Here is a 16,119-nt window from a genome sequence, read left to right as displayed (position 1 = left end):
TGCTTGACGACGCCCCCTTATAAACACGGTTATACTCGTGTTTATGTACCTCCCTGAGACCCCAGACCCGAAGAAAGCCCACCTCAGCGACGCGCACGCGGAGACGATCCGCGCAACCCTCGCACCGGTCGCGGCAAACATCGAGACCATCACCCGCACCTTCTACTCCAGAATGTTCGCCGCCCACCCGGAGCTCATTGCGGACCTGTTCAACCGCGGCAACCAGAAGCAGGGGGCGCAGCAGAAGGCGCTCGCGGCGTCGGTGGCCACGTTCGCGTCGCAGCTCGTCGATGAATCGGCTCCGGACCCGGTCATGATGCTCGACCGCATCGCCCACAAGCACGTCTCGCTCGGTGTGACGCGGGATCAGTACCAGATCGTGCACGACAACCTCATGGCCGCCATCGCCGAAGTGCTCGGGGACGCGGTCACGCCGGCAGTCGCCGAGGCCTGGGATGCCGTCTACTGGCTCATGGCGGACGTGTTGATCAGCCACGAGGAAGCGCTCTACGCGTCGGACGGCGTGGCCGCGGGCGACGTCTTCCGCACGGGCACCGTCACCGAGAAGCGGCAGCTCACCCCAACCGTCACCACGTACGTATTGGAGGGCAACTTCTCCGAGCCGCGGCCCGGGCAGTACACCTCCGTGGGCGTTAGGCTCGATGACGGCGCGCGCCAGCTGCGCCAGTACTCGATCGTGGAGGGCGACGCGTCGCACTACCGCATCGCCGTGCAGACGGACGGCGAGGTTTCCATGTTCCTCCGCGACCGCGTCGAGGAGGGCGACACCGTGGACGTCACGCTGGCCGCCGGTGACCTGGTCCTGCGGGAGGGCTCGAACCCGGTTGTGTTGATCTCCTCGGGCATCGGCTCCACCCCGATGCTGGGGATTCTGGGCCACCTGGCCAAGCACGGGGACGCGCGCCGCGTCACGTACATCCACTCTGACGATTCCGAGGACACCTGGGCGCAGGCGCAGGAGAGCAGGGAGCTGGTGAGCTCGCTTGCCGACGCCTCCATCCACCTCTCCTTCCGCGACCGGGACGAGCGGGTGGATATCACCGAGCACGACATCGCGGGCGCCGATGTCTACCTGTGCGGCGGCCCCGGGTTCTTGCAGGCCATCCGCGACGACATCGCGGCGCTGCCGGCGGACCACGCGCCGGCGAACGTCTTCTACGAGCTCTTCAGCCCGAACGACTGGCTGATCAACTAGACCCGTCCCGCGTGAACCGGACGCCGCACTGGCCGGGGCGGTCGAAGAGCATGAGCTCGACCTTGAGCGGCCCGGCCGCCTCGTCGAGGAAGCCCTCGTGCATGGCGCACACGGTGGGCGGCGGCGCCTCCCCGTCACGGGTGATGAACGGGCAGGCGCGTAAGCCGACGACGCTCACGCCTTCGCTCTCCTCCTCGGGGCGGGCAACCGGATCAAAGCCCATGTTCGCCAGCGCACGGGTGGCCGCGAACGCCGTCCCGTCCCCGGGGTCCGCCTGCGCCCGGGCCCACTGCCGGCCGAGGGCGCGGGCGGCCTCAACGTCCTCCCCGACCGCCGCCGCCACGAGCACCTCGACGAGCGCGACCTGCTCATCGGCGATCATGGCGCGGCTGGGGGTGCGCGCCCAGTAGATGTGCGTGGGCCGCCCGCGCCCCTCCGCGGGCAGCGGCGACCAGCCGACCAGGGCCTTTTCCACCAGCTGATCCAGGTGGCCGCGCACCGAATTGACGTGCAGACCCAACTGGTTGGCAATGGCGGTGACGGTCGCCCCGTCGGGGTGCGACCTGACAGCGGCGAGTACGTCGCGCTGCTTGGCACTCAACCCCTCCAAGGCGCCGCCGAGTTCGGAGGCTGACCGCGGTGGGACAATGTCGTCGTCGCGCATAGGTCTTACGATAGACCCTTGATAGCAGACACCTGCACCCGCGCGGCGCGCGCCATCAACGGCAGGAAGGACACGAGCGCGACGAAAGCGATGATGCGAAAGACCCCCTGGGCAGCGGGCGAGTCCGCCGCCAACCAGCCCGCCAGGCCGGCGTTGAAGGCGATGACGCGCAGCCAACCCGCTCGCGCGAGCTCGGCGAGCCCGGCGCGCACCGCCGCCGGGCCGCCGCCCATGGTGGTGGGGATGAGGTAGCTCATCGTGCCGATCAACACCTGGGCCGCGAACCCCATCAGCAGGGCCAGCGACGGTGGCTCGGGCGCCCCCGCGAACAGGCGTGCGGCGTACCAGAGCATGGACGCCAGGAGCCAGATGAGGCCGGCGAACACGCTCACCCCCGGGAACGAGATGCGCCCGCGCGGGTCGCGGGCCACCGCGACCACGTTTGCCACGAACCCCAGGAACATCCACGCCCACGCCGCCGTGTACACCAGCACGCCCGCCGCGGCCGCCCGGGGGCCGGCGAACGACCCCACCACGGCCAGTGCCGTCCCCGCGGCGGCGAGCGGGATGCTGATTCGGTCCCGGTCGCCCGCGCCGTTCACCCGCCACATTGCGGGGAAGAGCACGCTTAACGACGCCATCACCGCCAACCCCACAAACCCGCCCACGTTGGCCAGCAGGTGCGCGTGGAGCACCCGCACCTGCCACGCACCGGGCAGGCCAGCGGCCAGCGCGGCCCCGAGCACCGCGCCCACAACCAGGAAGAGCGAGGCGGCGACGTACCCCAGCACGGCGGGGCGGTGCCGCTTGCCCGGGCCTGCCGCGCGCACCTGGCCACCCAGCGCCGCGGCGTGCCAGGCCAAAACGGCGGCCACCAGCGCGGCACCGGCCCCCGTCACCACCCAGTGGCGGCCCCACGCCGGGGCGAGCAACTGGCCGGCGATCACGGTGATAACGCCGGCGTTAAGAAGGTAGATGCGAGTCAGCTGGGCCGGCCGCGCCGAGTCATCCAGCCGGCGCTGAAGGAAGCGCTCGGTGAGGTTCTGGCTCCACAGCACCACCGAGTTGGTGAGGATGCCCAAGGTGAAGATGTGCATCAGCAACCAGCGCGGCTGGCTGATCAGCGGCGAAGCGAGCGCGGCGAGGAGGAAAACGACCATCCAAACGGACACCGGCCGCGACGCGCGGCGGTGCCAGGTGCGGGGGCTGAGGTCAGTCATAGCTCGAGGTTACGCCCGATTTCGGGTTGTCGCGGAAGCACCACCACGTGACTAGAGCGAGGGCCGCGGCTACGGCAGCCACCAGCCCCAGCACGCTGTGGTAGGCGGAAGCGTAGGCCGCCTCGTAGGGGCCGTCGCCTATCGCGAGCCAGCGCCCGAAGAGGGAGCCGGTGACGGCCACGGTGATCAGCGAACCGAACTCGTAGGACACCTCCTCCACCCCGGCGGCCATGCCGGAGCGGTGGGCGGGGGCTGCGCCGATGATGGCGATGGAGGACACGCTCATCACCGCGCCGGCGGAGACACCCACCACGGCGAGCCCCAGCAGCTCGAGCGGGAAGGACCCGGCGCGGGACCCAGCTGCGAGAAGCAGCGCGCCCGCCGCGCCGCCCGCAAAGCCGCCGGCAATGAGCGGGAGGAAGCCGACGCGGCGCAGATTGGCGCCACCGAGGACGGAGGCCGGGAAGGCGGCCACCGCCATAGCGGTGATGGCGGTGCCGGCGGCGAGGGGCGAGAAGGCGTCGACAAGCTGCAGCTTCTGGGTGGTCTGCAGCTCGGTGCCGGTGATGACGAACATGCTGCCCATGGCCGCCAGCACCCCGCCCGTGAAAATGCGGGACCGGAAGATGTCCAGGGTGAGCAGCGGGTCCTCCAGGCGGCGCTGCCGGCGGGCGAACGCCGCGCCCCCCACCAGGGCCACCGCCGCGGCGGCGGCGAGGAGGGCCGGGCGGCGCTGCGGGTTCGCGGCCTCCTTGATAGTTAGCGTCAGCGCCGTGAGGGCGAGCAGAGAGTAGAGCGAGGAGGTCGCGTCCCAGCGCTTTGCGCGGTTGGGCAGGTTCGGCGGGGCGAGCAGGGCGGTGAGCACCACGGCCACAACCACCACGGGCACGTTGATGAGGAAGATCGACCCCCACCAGAACACCTCCAGCATCGCGCCACCGACCACGGGCCCCAGCGCCGCGCCCACCACGGCCACGGAGCTCCAGAGGCCGATGGCGGTGTTGCGCTCCTGCTCGTCCGGGAACGTGAGGCGGATCAGGGCGAGGGTGGCCGGCATCATGCTGGACGCGCCGACGCCGAGCAGGGCGCGGGCGGCCACCAGCGCCCAGGCCGAGGGGGCGAAGGCGGCGGCCAGCGACGCCACCCCGAACAGGACCAAGCCCACCATGAACATGAGCCGGTGGCCGATGCGGTCCCCCAGCGTGCCCGCGCCCAGCAGCAGCCCGGAGAGCACCAGCGGGTAGGCGTTGATGATCCACAGCGCCTGGCCCGGGGTGGTGCCCAGCTGCTCCTCGATGGCGGGCAGGGCCGTGAACAGGATGGAATTGTCCAGGCTGACCATGAACAGGCCGAGCGAGATCACTGCGAAGAAGGCCCAGCGCTGGGAACTGGTGTGGGGGCTGTATCATATACACAACTCCGAGACCAAGAGCACCATAGCGGGGGCGGCAACGCAAAAGCTCCGCAGTCTAAACTACGGAGCATCTGTGCCCGGGGGGGGACTTGAACCCCCACGTTCTTGCGAACACTGGCACCTGAAGCCAGCGCGTCTGCCAATTCCGCCACCCGGGCGTGTGGAACTTGACCAATATAAGACGCTGCGGGTTAGAACGCCAAATCGCCTGCTCAGCGGGGTGCGTTGGTGAGGCAGGTGGGGATCTCGGAGACGGGGATTACCACCACGTCGTGCAGCTGGTAGTCGATGTCCTCGAGGCGCTCGCGCAGCTGGGACAGCTCGGCCGTGTCCACCTGGTGGCCGGCGCGCGGCATCACGAAGATCTCGGCGTGCAGCACGTGCCCCAGGTCCCGGAAGCGGCCCTCCGCCTCGGCCACCCACGGCTCGTGGTTGGCGGCGTTGACGGCCTTGGCCATGAGCGGGTGGACGTTGCCCTCCATGTCGGTGGGGCGCGCGTCGGTGAGGTCCCGGACGGAGGTGCGGAGGTTGGACCAGCCGTCATGGATCACGGAGGCGGAGACGGCGATCGCGGTCGCGGCGTCCATCCACCACCAGCCGTAGCCCACGCCCAAGATGCCGATCACGGTGGCCACCGCCGTCATCCAGTCGGCCTTGTTCATGTCCGCATCGGCGTAGAGGACCTTGTCATGCAGGTCCTCCACCAGCTTCAGCTTCAACCGGCCCAGGATCACCGGGCCGGCGGCGGAGATGACCATCACGGCGATCATCAGCCAGCCCAGCCAGATGCTGTGGCCGAGAAGGACGACGGTGCCGATCGGCGGGCGCTCGCCGCCAGCCAGGCTCAGCGAGCTGTCCACCAGCAGGTACACACCCATAGCCAACAGCGCCGTGGCGGAGACGAGGTGGCCGACGTTGATGCCGCGGTGGTGGCCGTAGGGGTGCTTCTCCCCCGGTTGACGGCGGATGGTGCGCGCCGCGATCAGAAACGCGATCGGCGGCAGCAGCTCGAGGCAGTCCTCGTACCACGCCGTGCGCATCGCCTGGGATTGGCCAGCCACGATGCCCACTAGGGGGATGGTGACCACCTTGACGGCGAGCGTAATCCACTCGAGGCGGATCGCCTTGCGCATCAGCTCCCGCTGCTTCTGGGGCAGCGCCTCGGTGCCGGAACCGGTACTTGCTTCCATCTAGATCTCCCCCGTTGCACGGCTGAGGTAGCGTTCCAGCTCCACCAGCATCCGGTTCTCGCCGCGGCGCACGCCCATCACCATCTTGCGGGTGCCGCCTTCCGCCTCCACCTCTTCGTAGGGGCGGGTGAAGGCGATCTCCTCCGTCCACGGCGAGTCCGCCTGGAAGCCGCCGATGGCCACGTCGATGTCGCCGTCGCTCAGCCACTCCGCCAGCTCGCTCTCCGCGCCGACGCGCCAATCCACGTCCGCGCCCATCTCGTCCGCGAAGCCGCGCACGAGCTCGGCCTCGGAGCCCGACACGTCACCCGTGACGGGCTCCACGGTCGTCCACGGCTCGTGGGGGGAGACACCCACCACGAGCGTGCCGCCCTCGGCGCGCTCGAAGGAGCCGGCGGCGTCTTTGGGGTACGCCCCGCAGCCGGCGAGAAGGAGCGTCCCGGCGGCAAGTCCCGCCAGGTAGGCGCGGGTTTGCACCCGCGTTGCGCCGCGCGCGCCCCAGGGCAGCGCTCGGCCGGAAAAAGGCCGCATGGATGGACCCGCTTTCTGTCAGGGTGGGGCCGGTAACAACCCCGAAATCCTAGCCCAGCTGGGGCGGGAGCGCTCCGGGACCGCTGCGGCGTCTAGGTTCGTTTCTAGGTTCGTGTCGTAGCGACATTTATACTTGCTCATTTGTACGCGCATGAGTAGGACGAGAACCGGAAGGGAGGTGCGCGGGAAGTGTCGATCATGGACAGGCTGGCAAAGCTGGACAGCTCGATCCAGCGGAGCATGGACAACTCCATGGCCGCCGTCTTCGGCGGCAAGGTTGTGCCGGCGGAGATCGAGGAGCTGATCAAGCAGGAGGCCCAGGACTCCGTGGTGGTTACGGACAAGGACGAGTTTGTCGCCCCCAACGTGTACGCGGTGGGCGTGTCCTCCAAGGACCTGGAGAACCTGTCGCAGCGGCGTGAGCTTCCGGTGGACCTCGCCGAGCAGCTCATGCGCTTCGTACGCAACCAGGGCTGGTACCTCGACGGGCCCGCCGTGGTGCGCATCGCGGAGGAGTCCGGTCTTCGGACGGGCCAGCTGCGCGTGTCGTCGTACATTGATACCGTGCCCGACGTGGCCAGCGGGTTCGACGCCATCTTCGCCGAGCCCGCGCGCCCCGCGCGGCCGCACAACCAGGAGGATCACATGCCTGAACCAACCACCGGCGCGCCTGCCGCCCCCACCGTTAGCCTGCTGCTGCAGGACGGCTCCTCGCGCACCTACCTCGTGCACGAGGGCTCCAACATTCTCGGCCGCTCCAACGAGGCGGACCTGCGCCTGCCGGACACCGGGGTCTCGCGCCAGCACGCGGAGATCACCTGGGACGGCGAGGTCGCGGTGCTGGTGGACCTGCAGTCCACCAACGGCACCACGGTGAACGACGAGCCGGTGGACAACTGGCTCCTGGCAGACGGCGACGTGATCACGGTGGGCCACTCCAACATCGAGGTGCGCATCGTGGAGGGCCGCGAGCCCGCCGCGCCCGCCGCCCAGGGTGAGATCCCCCCGTCCCAGGCGCCGTTCTACCAGAGCGCCTCCAGCCACCCCGGCACCGAGTACTTCCGCACCTAGACCGCGTGCGCCTACGCTAGGAACCCACCCACCCACACTGAAAGGTACGGCCCATGGACTCCACGGTGATTCTGAGCGCCCGGTTCGGGCTGCTCGCCCTGCTGTGGCTGTTCATCCTGCTGGTGATGTGGGTGCAGCGCAAGGATGTGGTGCGGGCGGCTGGCAGTGTGCGTCGGCAAGCAACTGCCCAAACCCCCGTGAAGCGCGAAAAAGCGCGCCAACTGGCGGTGGTGGAGGGACCGCTGCGGGGCTCGCACATGGAAATTGCCAGCTTGGAGGCTGTGACCATCGGCCGCGGGCCGGACAATGACTTCCAACTCGGTGACGATTTCTCATCCGCGCGGCACGCCCGCCTCTTCCGGCGCGGCAGTGAGTGGTTCATCGAGGACCTGGACTCCCGCAACGGCACCTTTGTGCAGGGCATCCGCATCGACCAACCGGAGCGCGTGGCCGTGGGCACCGACATCAAGATGGGACGCACGATTGTGAGGCTGACGCCATGACCGAGAACACCGCCGATACGCGGCTGCGCCTGAACTTCGTCGCCGTTTCCGACCGCGGCTTGGTGCGCGGCAACAACGAGGATTCCGCCTACGCGGGGCCGCACCTGTTGGCGCTGGCGGACGGGATGGGCGGCCACGCGGCCGGCGAGATCGCCTCCCAGCTCATGGTCACCCACCTCGAGCACCTGGACAAGGAGCCGGGGGATGCGGACCTGCTCGCCCTGCTCGGGGCGGCGGCGGAGGACGGCAACGCGGCCATCGAGGCGTCCGTTGCGGAGCACCCGGAGCAGCAGGGCATGGGCACCACGCTCACGGCGCTGATGTTCAACGGCCGCGAGTTCGGCATGATCCACGTGGGCGATTCAAGGGGCTATTTGCTTCGCGACGGCGCCTTGGAGCACCTCACCGTCGACGACACGTTTGTGCAATCCCTGGTCAACGAGGGCAAGCTGCACCCCGAGGACGTCTCGACGCACCCGCAGAAATCCCTCATCCTCAAGGCCTACACCGGCCGCCCCGTGGAGCCGCACCTGGAGATGGTGGAGGCGCGGGCGGGCGACCGCGTCCTGCTGTGCTCCGACGGGCTGACGGACCCGGTCACCGACGAGACCATCGCGGTGGCGCTCGGCCAGGGCACCCCTGAGATCGCGGCGCAGCGCCTGATCGAGCTCGCGCTGCGCTCGGGCGGGCCGGACAACATCACCGTGGTGGTCGCGGACGTGGAGGCCGGCGCGGCCGCCGCGCCCGGCAGCGTCTCCCCGCTCGTTGCCGGCGCACTCGCGCCCGATTACGAGACATCGCACCCGGACTCCTCCGCCAGCCGGGCTGCGGCGCTGCTGCGCAGGTCGGAGACCATCGAGCCGGACCACAACCGAGCGAAGACCCAGCCGGCCGACGCCGCCGGCGACGATGCGGAGGGCCCCCTAAAGCGCCGCCGCGCGTGGCCGTGGGTTCTGGGCGCGCTCCTGCTGGCCGCGGTGCTGGTGTTCGCCGGCGCGATGTGGGTGCGCGGGAAGAGCGCCGACCTGTACTTTCTCAAGGTTGACCAGCAGGGCGAGTTCGTGATCGAGCACGGCTCCAAGTCCGATTCCGAGCCGTTGCAGCGCGCCTGCCTGGACGAGCACAACAAGCTGCGCATCGTCTCGGTGGATTCGCAGGTGGATTCGCAGGACGCCGCCGCCAGCTGCCACGTGTTCGGCCGCGCCGACCTCCCCGAGAGTCAGCAGGAGACCGTCGAGCGCGCGGAGCGCGCCGAGGGCGGCACGTACGACGAGGTCCTGGGCCTTTTGAGCCGGCTTGCCGAAGAGGCCCTGCCCGTGTGCGTAGACGCCAAGACAAGCTCGTGCCGGGAGGTGGAGCAGTGACGCGCGCTTTTCGACGCACCCGTGAGCTCACCCTCCTCCTCGCCTCCGCGGGCCTGCTCCTCCTGATGCTCTTCAGCCTGGAGATGAGCCAGGGCCGCGCCCTGACCCGCGAGATGCTCTACCTGGTGGGCGGCTTCGCCGCGGTGTACGCCATCGCGCACGTGGCCATCGCCCTGCTCGCGCCGTACGCGGACCAGACGATGCTGCCCGTGGTGTCCACCCTCAACGCCATCGGGCTGGTGATGATCTACCGTCTCGACTTGGCGGAGCGGCCCGACTTCGCCCCGCTGGCGCAGCGCCAGGTGCTGTGGTCGCTAGTGGGCGTGCTCTTCATGGTGCTCACCCTAGCCGTGGTGCGGGACCACAAGTCGCTGTCGCGCTACTCCTACCTCCTCGGCCTCCTGGGCCTCGTGCTGCTCGCCCTGCCCCTGGTGTGGCCGCAGCCTCCCGGGTACGAGGACGCGCGCATCTGGCTGTGGCTGGGGCCCTTTTCCATCCAGCCGGGCGAGTTCTCCAAAATCCTGCTGCTGATCTTCTTCGCCCAGCTGCTGGCCCAGAAGCGCGCCCTGTTCACAGTGGCGGGCCGGCGCTTTCTCGGCCTGACCTTCCCGCGCCTGCGGGACTTGGCGCCCATCCTGGTGGTGTGGGCCATCGCCATCCTCATCATGGCAGTCTCCAACGACTTCGGCCCTGCCCTGATCCTCTTCGCCACCGTGTTGGCCATGGTCTACTTCGCCACCGGCCGCACCTCCTGGCTGCTCATCGGCGCGGGCCTGGTGGCCGTGGGCGGCTACGCCGTGTACCAGGTCAGCTCCAAGATCCAGGACCGCGTGGCCAACTTCGTTGACCCCCTCGAGCACTACGAAACCTCCGGCTACCAGCCTTCCCAGGCCCTGTTCGGCCTGAGCTGGGGCGGGCTGACGGGCACCGGCCTCGGCTACGGCCACCCGGAGCTGGTGCCCGTGGCGCACTCCGACTACATCCTGGCCGCCATCGGCGAGGAGCTCGGTCTTGTGGGCGTGGCCAGCGTGCTGGTGCTTTTTGCCATGCTGGTCACTGCCGGCTTCCGCGCGTCCCTGCAGGTGCGCGACACCTACGGCAAGCTGCTGGCGGCGGGGCTTGCCACCACCGTGGCCATCCAAATCTTCGTGGTGGCGGGCGGCATTTCCGCCATGCTTCCCATGACGGGCCTGACCACGCCGTTCATGTCCGCCGGTGGTTCCTCCATCATGGCCAACTACATCCTGCTGGGCCTGCTCCTGCGCGTGTCCAACAGCGCGAACCGCCCCACCGAGTTCGGGGCGGAGACCATGTCCAAAGGCCCCCAGCGACGCCGGGAGAAGGTGGCGAGCTAGATGAACAAGTCGATCCGCCTCGGCGCGTCCTTCGCACTGCTGCTCATCGTGGCGCTGCTGGTGAACTTCACCGTGGTGCAGGGCCTCCGCGAGGAGAAATACGCACAGGACCCGCGGAACTCCCGCAACACCATCGAGCTGAACCAGATCGACCGCGGCCAAATCACCGCCGGGGGTCAGGTTCTCGCCCAGTCCCACAAGGGCGAGGAAGGCACCTACCAGCGCACGTACCCCACCATGCCGTACTCGTTCGCGCCGGTGGTGGGGTACGTGTCAAGCCAGTTCGGCACCTCCCAGCTGGAGGCCGGCTACAACGCCGCCCTGACGGGGGACGTGGCGGGCGGCACCTCGCGGTTCTTGCGCACCGGGCTGGAGGAGGACCAGCAGGGCGATTCGGTGGAGCTGACCATCGACCCGAACCTGCAGGCCTTCGCCTACGAGCAGCTGGACACCCAAGGCTACGAGGGCGCGGTGGTGGCTCTGCGCCCCTCCACCGGCCAGGTGCTGGCTATGGCCTCCACGCCCTCCTACGACCCGAACCTGATCTCCAACCCGGCCACCGCGGAGGGCGCCTGGGCCGACGTGAACGACAACCCGGGCAAGCCGCTGCTCAACCACGCGACGCAGGAGCAGCTGCCGCCAGGCTCGATCTTCAAGATTGTCACCGCCACCGCCGGCCTGCGCGCGGGCTTCACACCCGATTCGATGCTCACGGGCGAGGCGCAGACCATCCTGCCGGGCACCGAGATCCCCCTGACCAACTACGGCGGGCTGCCCTGCGCGGGCGGCGGGCAGGTGACGCTGGCCACCGCGTTCGCGCTGTCCTGCAACACCGCGTTTGTGCAGATGGGGCTGCAGGTGGGCGCTGACGGGCTGCGGGAGGCAGCGGCGGCCTACGGCATCGGCGAGAAGTATGACCTCGGCCTGCCCACCGCCGCCGGCTCCCTCGGTGACCTGCCGGGCGGGGCGGAGGTGGCGCAGTCCGCCATCGGCCAGCGCGACGTGACCATGACCGCCCTGCAGGCCGCCGTGATGGCGGGCGTGGTGGCCAATAACGGGGTGCGCATGGCGCCCTACGTGGTCAGCCGGGTGTTGCGCCCGGACTTGACTGAGGTGTCTCGGACCAAGCCGCGGCAGCTCAACGAGGCGCTCACCCCCGACGAGGCGGCCACCATGGCCGGACTGATGTACGGGTCCGAGCGCAACACCTGGGGCTACGACGGCAACGGATTCGCCTCCAAGACGGGTACCGCCGAGCACGCGGAGGGCGCGGACCCGCACGTGTGGTACGTGGCGTTCGACCCGGCGAAGGACGTCGCCGTGGCCGTCGTGGTGAAGAACGGCGGCCACCTCGGCGCCGGCGCCACCGGCGGCCAGGTCTCGTCCCCCATCGGGCGCGCCGTCTTGCGGGCCGCACCCGCCGCCGAGCCGGAAAGTGAAGGTGATGCACGATGAACACTGGGATGAACACTGAAAATCGCGACGAGCTCCAGCGGCTCGTGGGCTCCAACTACCAGTTGCAGTGGGTGATCGGCCACGGCGGCATGTCCACCGTCTGGCTGGCAGACGACGTGGCGGGCGAGCGCGAGGTGGCCATCAAGGTGCTGCGCCCGGAGTTCTCCTCCAACGAGGAGTTCCTCACCCGCTTCCGCAACGAGGCGCTGGCGGCGGAGGGCATCAACTCCCCCAACGTGGTGGCCACGTACGACTACCGGGAGGTGCAGACCCCGGCGGGCTTCACCATGTGCTTCATCGTGATGGAGTACATCCGCGGCGAGTCCTTGGCGGACCTCATTGCCCGCGAGGGGCAGCTGGACGAAGCCCTGGCGCTCGACGTGCTGGAGCAGGCCGCGCACGGCCTCGCCGTGATCCACCGGATGGGTCTGGTGCACCGCGACATCAAGCCGGGCAACCTCATGCTCACGCAGAACGGGCAGGTCAAAATCACGGACTTCGGCATCGCCAAGGCGGCCGCGGCGGTGCCGCTGACGCGCACCGGCATGGTGGTGGGCACCGCCCAGTACGTCTCGCCGGAGCAGGCGCAAGGCTTTACCGTCACGCCCGCCTCCGACATCTACTCCCTGTCCGTGGTCGGCTACGAGATGCTCTCGGGCACCCGTCCGTTCACGGGCGATTCCTCCGTGTCCGTGGCGCTCGCGCACGTGAACAACGAGCCGCCGCCGCTGCCGATCACGGTCACCGCCCCGGCGCGTGAGCTCATCGAGATCGGGCTGCGCAAGGATCCAGGCCAGGCTCCAAGACGGCAACGAGATGCAGCTCGCCGTGCGACAGGTGCGCGAGGGCACGCGCCCCGCGCAGCCGGGCGGCCGCACGCAGGTGATCGCGGCCGAGCCGTCCCCGACCGCGTCGACGCAAATGCTTGCCGACGTCACCGAGAACCGCACCTCCCGGCCCACCGGCGCCTACCCGCCTTCGGCGGCCCGGGCCATCGCGGCGAAACGCCCGCCCCAGCCGGCGCCGGCTGGGCAGGGGGGCGTCGACAAGCAAAAGCCCTCGAAGGCGTGGCCGATCGCCGCCGCCCTCCTGGCGCTGGCCCTGCTCGGCGGCGGCGGGGCGTGGGCGTGGTCCAGCGGCGCGTTCGACGGGCTGCGCAAACCCGCGGCGCCCACGCCGACGCCCGCGCCGACGCTGCCCACGGTCACGCAGACCGAGACCGTGTCCGAGGAGCCGGAAACTGAGACCGTGGTTCGCGAGACCGTGCGCGAGCGCCCCACCGTGACGCAGCAGGAGCCCGGCACCATCACGTTCGAGCCCGAAACCGAGGCCAGCACGCCGGTGTCCGCGCCAACGCGGACGAGCGCCCCCGCCGCACCCGCCACCGCCACACAGCGCGAGCAACCCTCCGCCACCCAGCCCGGCGGCGCGTCCGGGCACGCTGGCCAGGGGCAAGGTGAAGTAAACTCAACAGATGTTTCAGCAGCCCCAGGAGGAGACACGTAGCCCATGAAGATCGCTGACCGCTACGAGCTCGGTGACATCATCGGCACCGGTGGCATGTCCGACGTGTACGCCGCGACCGACACCGTGCTCGGCCGCGATGTGGCCGTGAAGATGCTCAAGGTGGACATGGCGCGCGACGAGAACTTCCGCGAGCGCTTCCGCCAGGAGGCCAAGAACTCCGCGCGCCTGAACCACCCCAACATTGTGGCGGTCTACGACACGGGCGCGCAGGACGTGGGCGGCGTGGACGTGCCCTTCATTGTCATGGAGCGGGTGATCGGGCGGAACCTGCGCGACATCGTGCGCGCCGAGGGCCCCCTGACCCCGCGCGAGGCGGCCGGCATCATGCAGCCCGTCACCCGCGCGCTGCAGTCCAGCCACGACGCCGGCATCATCCACCGCGACATCAAGCCCGCCAACATCATGGTGACCAACACCGGCGTGGTGAAGGTGATGGACTTCGGCATCGCCCGCGCGCTGGATGACTCCACCTCGGCGATGACGCAGACCTCCGCGGTGATCGGCACCGCGCAGTACCTCTCGCCGGAGCAGGCGCGGGGCAAGGCGGCCGACGCGCGCAGCGACATTTACGCTCTCGGCTGCGTCATGTACGAGTCCGTGACCGGCCAGCCGCCCTTCGAGGGTGAGTCGCCCTTTGCCGTGGCCTACCAGCACGTGCAGGAGGACCCGGTTCCGCCCAGCGAGCGCATCGAGGCGGAGCTGAGCCCCAACGAGGCCGTGAACGTGGACTCCGTGATCCTCACCGCCATGGCCAAGCACCCGGCGGACCGGTACCAGACCGCCACCGAGATGGGCGCTGACCTGGCCCTTCTGGAGCGCGGCAGCGTGACCAACGCGGCGCGCAACCACCTCGCGGCCGCGGAGCGAGACTACGGCGGGTCCACCCGCTTCGAGGGCGCGGACGACGCCACCGCGGTGGCCACCGCCGTCGGCGACGGGCAGCCGCCGCGCCGCGAGCCGGTGCGCGTGGAGCCCGTGGCCCCCGCCGAGCCGCCCGCGCCCCGCGCCGAGGCGGCGGCCGAGGCCTCGCGCTACGCCGACCACCGCCGCGCGAACGAGAAGACCAGCTCCAGCTGGATGAAGTGGCTCGCGGCAGTCCTCGGCGTGATCCTGCTCGCCGCGGCCGGCTGGTTCGCCTACAACTACTTCTCCGAGGACCCGGGCCCCACCACCACGCAGGAGAAGATGGTGGCGGTGCCGGACGTGACGGGCAAGTCCCGCCAGGACGCGGTGAACGAGCTGCAGCAGGCGGGCCTGAAGGTGGCGGTCTCCGACGAGCCGAGCCCGGACATCCCCCGCGGGCACGTCATTGGCACCAACCCCGTCGCCGGCTCCGAGCTGCCGCCGGGCGCGCTGATCACCCTCTCGGTTTCTTCGGGGCGCGAGCTTACCGACGTTCCCGATGTGACCAACCTCTCCGCCCAGGACGCCGCCAGGGTGCTGGAGGAGGCCGGCCTGGAGCTGAACCCGGACGTGCGCCGCGAGCACTCCGACGACATCCCGGCCGACATCATCCTCTCCCAGTACCCGGCAGCCGGTTCCCAGCTGTCCAAGGGCTCGCAGGTGACCATCACCGTCTCCACCGGCCGCGAGCGGGTGACCATCCCCTCCCTGGTGGGCCTCAACGTGAACCAGGCTACGGCGACGCTGTCCCAGCTCAACCTGCGTTCCACCGTCACCCGCGTGGACTCGGAGCGCCCCGACGGCGAGGTGCTGGCCGTGGCCGGCGCGAACACCGAGGTGGAGACCGGCACCACGGTCGAGCTACGCGTGTCCAACAACATGCTGATGAGCATGCCGGAGATCACCCGCATGACCCCGGGCGACGCGGACCGCGCTCTGCGCGAGGCGGGCTGGACGGGCCGCCTGGTGGCCGGCCCGACCGTGCCCACCGGCGCACTGGTGGACGAGGGGTTGATCGGCCACCAGGAGGTGCCCGCCGGCAACACCATCCGCAAGGACCAGGCCATCGGCTACAACGCGTGGAAGTTCGACGCTGCGGTGCTCAATCCGCTGAGGAACCAGCCCAACGCAGCCGGTGATACGATGCCCGGAAGAACCGTGCAGGACCGCATCCAGAGTGACCTGGAGCGGGCGCTGAACCGCTAACCCGAAGCGAAAGGACCCACAATGCCCAAGGCAAAGGTAACCAAGGACGCGGCGCGCCCGGTATCCAGCACCACCACGTCGGCCTCCCGCACGCCGGTGAAGATCAACACCGGCGGCACCCCGGCCTGGTACAAGGCGATCATGTTCGGCCTGATGATCCTGGGCTTGGCGTGGCTTATCGTCTTCTACGTCGCCGGGGACCAGATCCCGCTCCTGTCTGAGCTGGGCCCCTGGAACTACGCCATCGGCTTCGCCGGCCTCATCGCGGGCCTGCTCATGACCATGGGCTGGCGCTAGAACACCCGCTCCCCCAGGCCACCGGCACGCCGCCGGTGGCCTTTTTGTATCCACAGGAATCGGACGGTTGTCCACAGGATGTGGAAAGTACTGGTGTTGCTGGTGTTTCCACAGCCTGTGGATAAAGCTGTGCACTACTTTTTCCGGGCCGCCGGGCGCGGTGTTCGAAAGCGACGCGAGCTGGGATTTCTTGGTTCCAGCTC

General features: G+C 69.6%; 13 protein-coding genes, 1 tRNA gene and 1 pseudogene. 9 read left to right on the top strand and 6 right to left on the bottom strand.

The features are described 5' to 3' along the window. Positions 1–43 precede the first annotated feature (43 nt). Positions 44–1,216 carry a globin domain-containing protein gene (locus BN4252_RS07440; RefSeq protein ID WP_066528405.1) on the top strand — a complete coding sequence of 391 codons (1,173 nt, stop codon included), beginning with the start codon at positions 44–46 and terminating at the stop codon, positions 1,214–1,216. Here BN4252_RS07440 and BN4252_RS07435 read toward each other — a convergent pair. From BN4252_RS07435 to BN4252_RS11335, 6 genes are all read right to left on the bottom strand, one after another. Continuing rightward, a complete protein-coding gene (locus BN4252_RS07435) occupies positions 1,209–1,817 on the bottom strand; it encodes a helix-turn-helix transcriptional regulator (RefSeq protein WP_187370934.1) in 609 nt (202 codons plus the stop codon). The genes BN4252_RS07440 and BN4252_RS07435 overlap by 8 nt on opposite strands. Before the next feature lie 68 nt (positions 1,818–1,885). Then, complete coding sequence (locus BN4252_RS07430) at positions 1,886–3,100, bottom strand: copper oxidase (RefSeq protein ID WP_143341186.1); 1,215 nt, start codon at positions 3,098–3,100, stop codon at positions 1,886–1,888. Next, complete coding sequence (locus tag BN4252_RS07425; protein ID WP_262360149.1) at positions 3,093–4,463, bottom strand: MFS transporter; 1,371 nt, start codon at positions 4,461–4,463, stop codon at positions 3,093–3,095. The genes BN4252_RS07430 and BN4252_RS07425 overlap by 8 nt, the downstream gene beginning before the upstream one ends. 125 nt (positions 4,464–4,588) lie before the next feature. Then, a tRNA-Leu gene (locus BN4252_RS07420) sits at positions 4,589–4,672 on the bottom strand. Between the two features lie 54 nt (positions 4,673–4,726). Beyond that, the gene (locus tag BN4252_RS11340) at positions 4,727–5,704 is read right to left on the bottom strand and encodes a cation diffusion facilitator family transporter (protein ID WP_066528399.1); all 978 of its coding nucleotides are present in this window, start codon (positions 5,702–5,704) and stop codon (positions 4,727–4,729) included. Then, a complete protein-coding gene (locus BN4252_RS11335; RefSeq protein ID WP_078056828.1) occupies positions 5,705–6,235 on the bottom strand; it encodes a transporter substrate-binding domain-containing protein in 531 nt (176 codons plus the stop codon). It abuts the gene before it with no gap. A 189-nt stretch (positions 6,236–6,424) separates the two neighbouring features. Between BN4252_RS11335 and BN4252_RS07410 the strand changes: the two genes are divergently transcribed. The 8 genes and pseudogenes from BN4252_RS07410 (at position 6,425) to crgA (ending at position 15,916) form a co-directional block, all read left to right on the top strand. Further along, a complete protein-coding gene (locus BN4252_RS07410) occupies positions 6,425–7,306 on the top strand; it encodes a DUF3662 and FHA domain-containing protein (RefSeq protein WP_066528393.1) in 882 nt (293 codons plus the stop codon). Between the two features lie 53 nt (positions 7,307–7,359). Then, complete coding sequence (locus BN4252_RS07405; protein WP_066528390.1) at positions 7,360–7,809, top strand: FHA domain-containing protein FhaB/FipA; 450 nt, start codon at positions 7,360–7,362, stop codon at positions 7,807–7,809. After that, on the top strand, positions 7,806–9,173 hold the full coding sequence (locus tag BN4252_RS07400; protein ID WP_066528387.1) for a PP2C family protein-serine/threonine phosphatase: 1,368 nt from the start codon (positions 7,806–7,808) through the stop codon (positions 9,171–9,173). The genes BN4252_RS07405 and BN4252_RS07400 overlap by 4 nt, the downstream gene beginning before the upstream one ends. Then, a complete protein-coding gene (locus tag BN4252_RS07395) occupies positions 9,170–10,528 on the top strand; it encodes an FtsW/RodA/SpoVE family cell cycle protein (RefSeq protein WP_066528384.1) in 1,359 nt (452 codons plus the stop codon). The genes BN4252_RS07400 and BN4252_RS07395 overlap by 4 nt, the downstream gene beginning before the upstream one ends. Further along, positions 10,529–11,983: a penicillin-binding transpeptidase domain-containing protein gene (locus BN4252_RS07390; RefSeq protein WP_066528382.1), complete on the top strand. Its 1,455-nt coding sequence runs from the start codon at positions 10,529–10,531 to the stop codon at positions 11,981–11,983. Between the two features lie 8 nt (positions 11,984–11,991). Further along, positions 11,992–13,489, top strand: a pseudogene (locus BN4252_RS07385) (serine/threonine-protein kinase). Positions 13,490–13,492: 3 nt separating this feature from the next. Next, positions 13,493–15,619: a Stk1 family PASTA domain-containing Ser/Thr kinase gene (pknB, locus tag BN4252_RS07380; RefSeq protein WP_078056827.1), complete on the top strand. Its 2,127-nt coding sequence runs from the start codon at positions 13,493–13,495 to the stop codon at positions 15,617–15,619. A 21-nt stretch (positions 15,620–15,640) separates the two neighbouring features. Further along, positions 15,641–15,916, top strand: coding sequence for a cell division protein CrgA (crgA, locus tag BN4252_RS07375; RefSeq protein ID WP_066528371.1), 276 nt, complete (start codon positions 15,641–15,643; stop codon positions 15,914–15,916). The last annotated feature ends 203 nt before the right edge of the window (positions 15,917–16,119 follow it).

This window comes from Corynebacterium bouchesdurhonense (genome assembly GCF_900078305.2).
GTDB classification, from domain to species: Bacteria; Actinomycetota; Actinomycetes; order Mycobacteriales; family Mycobacteriaceae; genus Corynebacterium; species Corynebacterium bouchesdurhonense.
The sequence above is the reverse complement of the archived record's forward strand: the minus strand, read 5'-3'. Positions and strand labels throughout refer to the sequence as shown.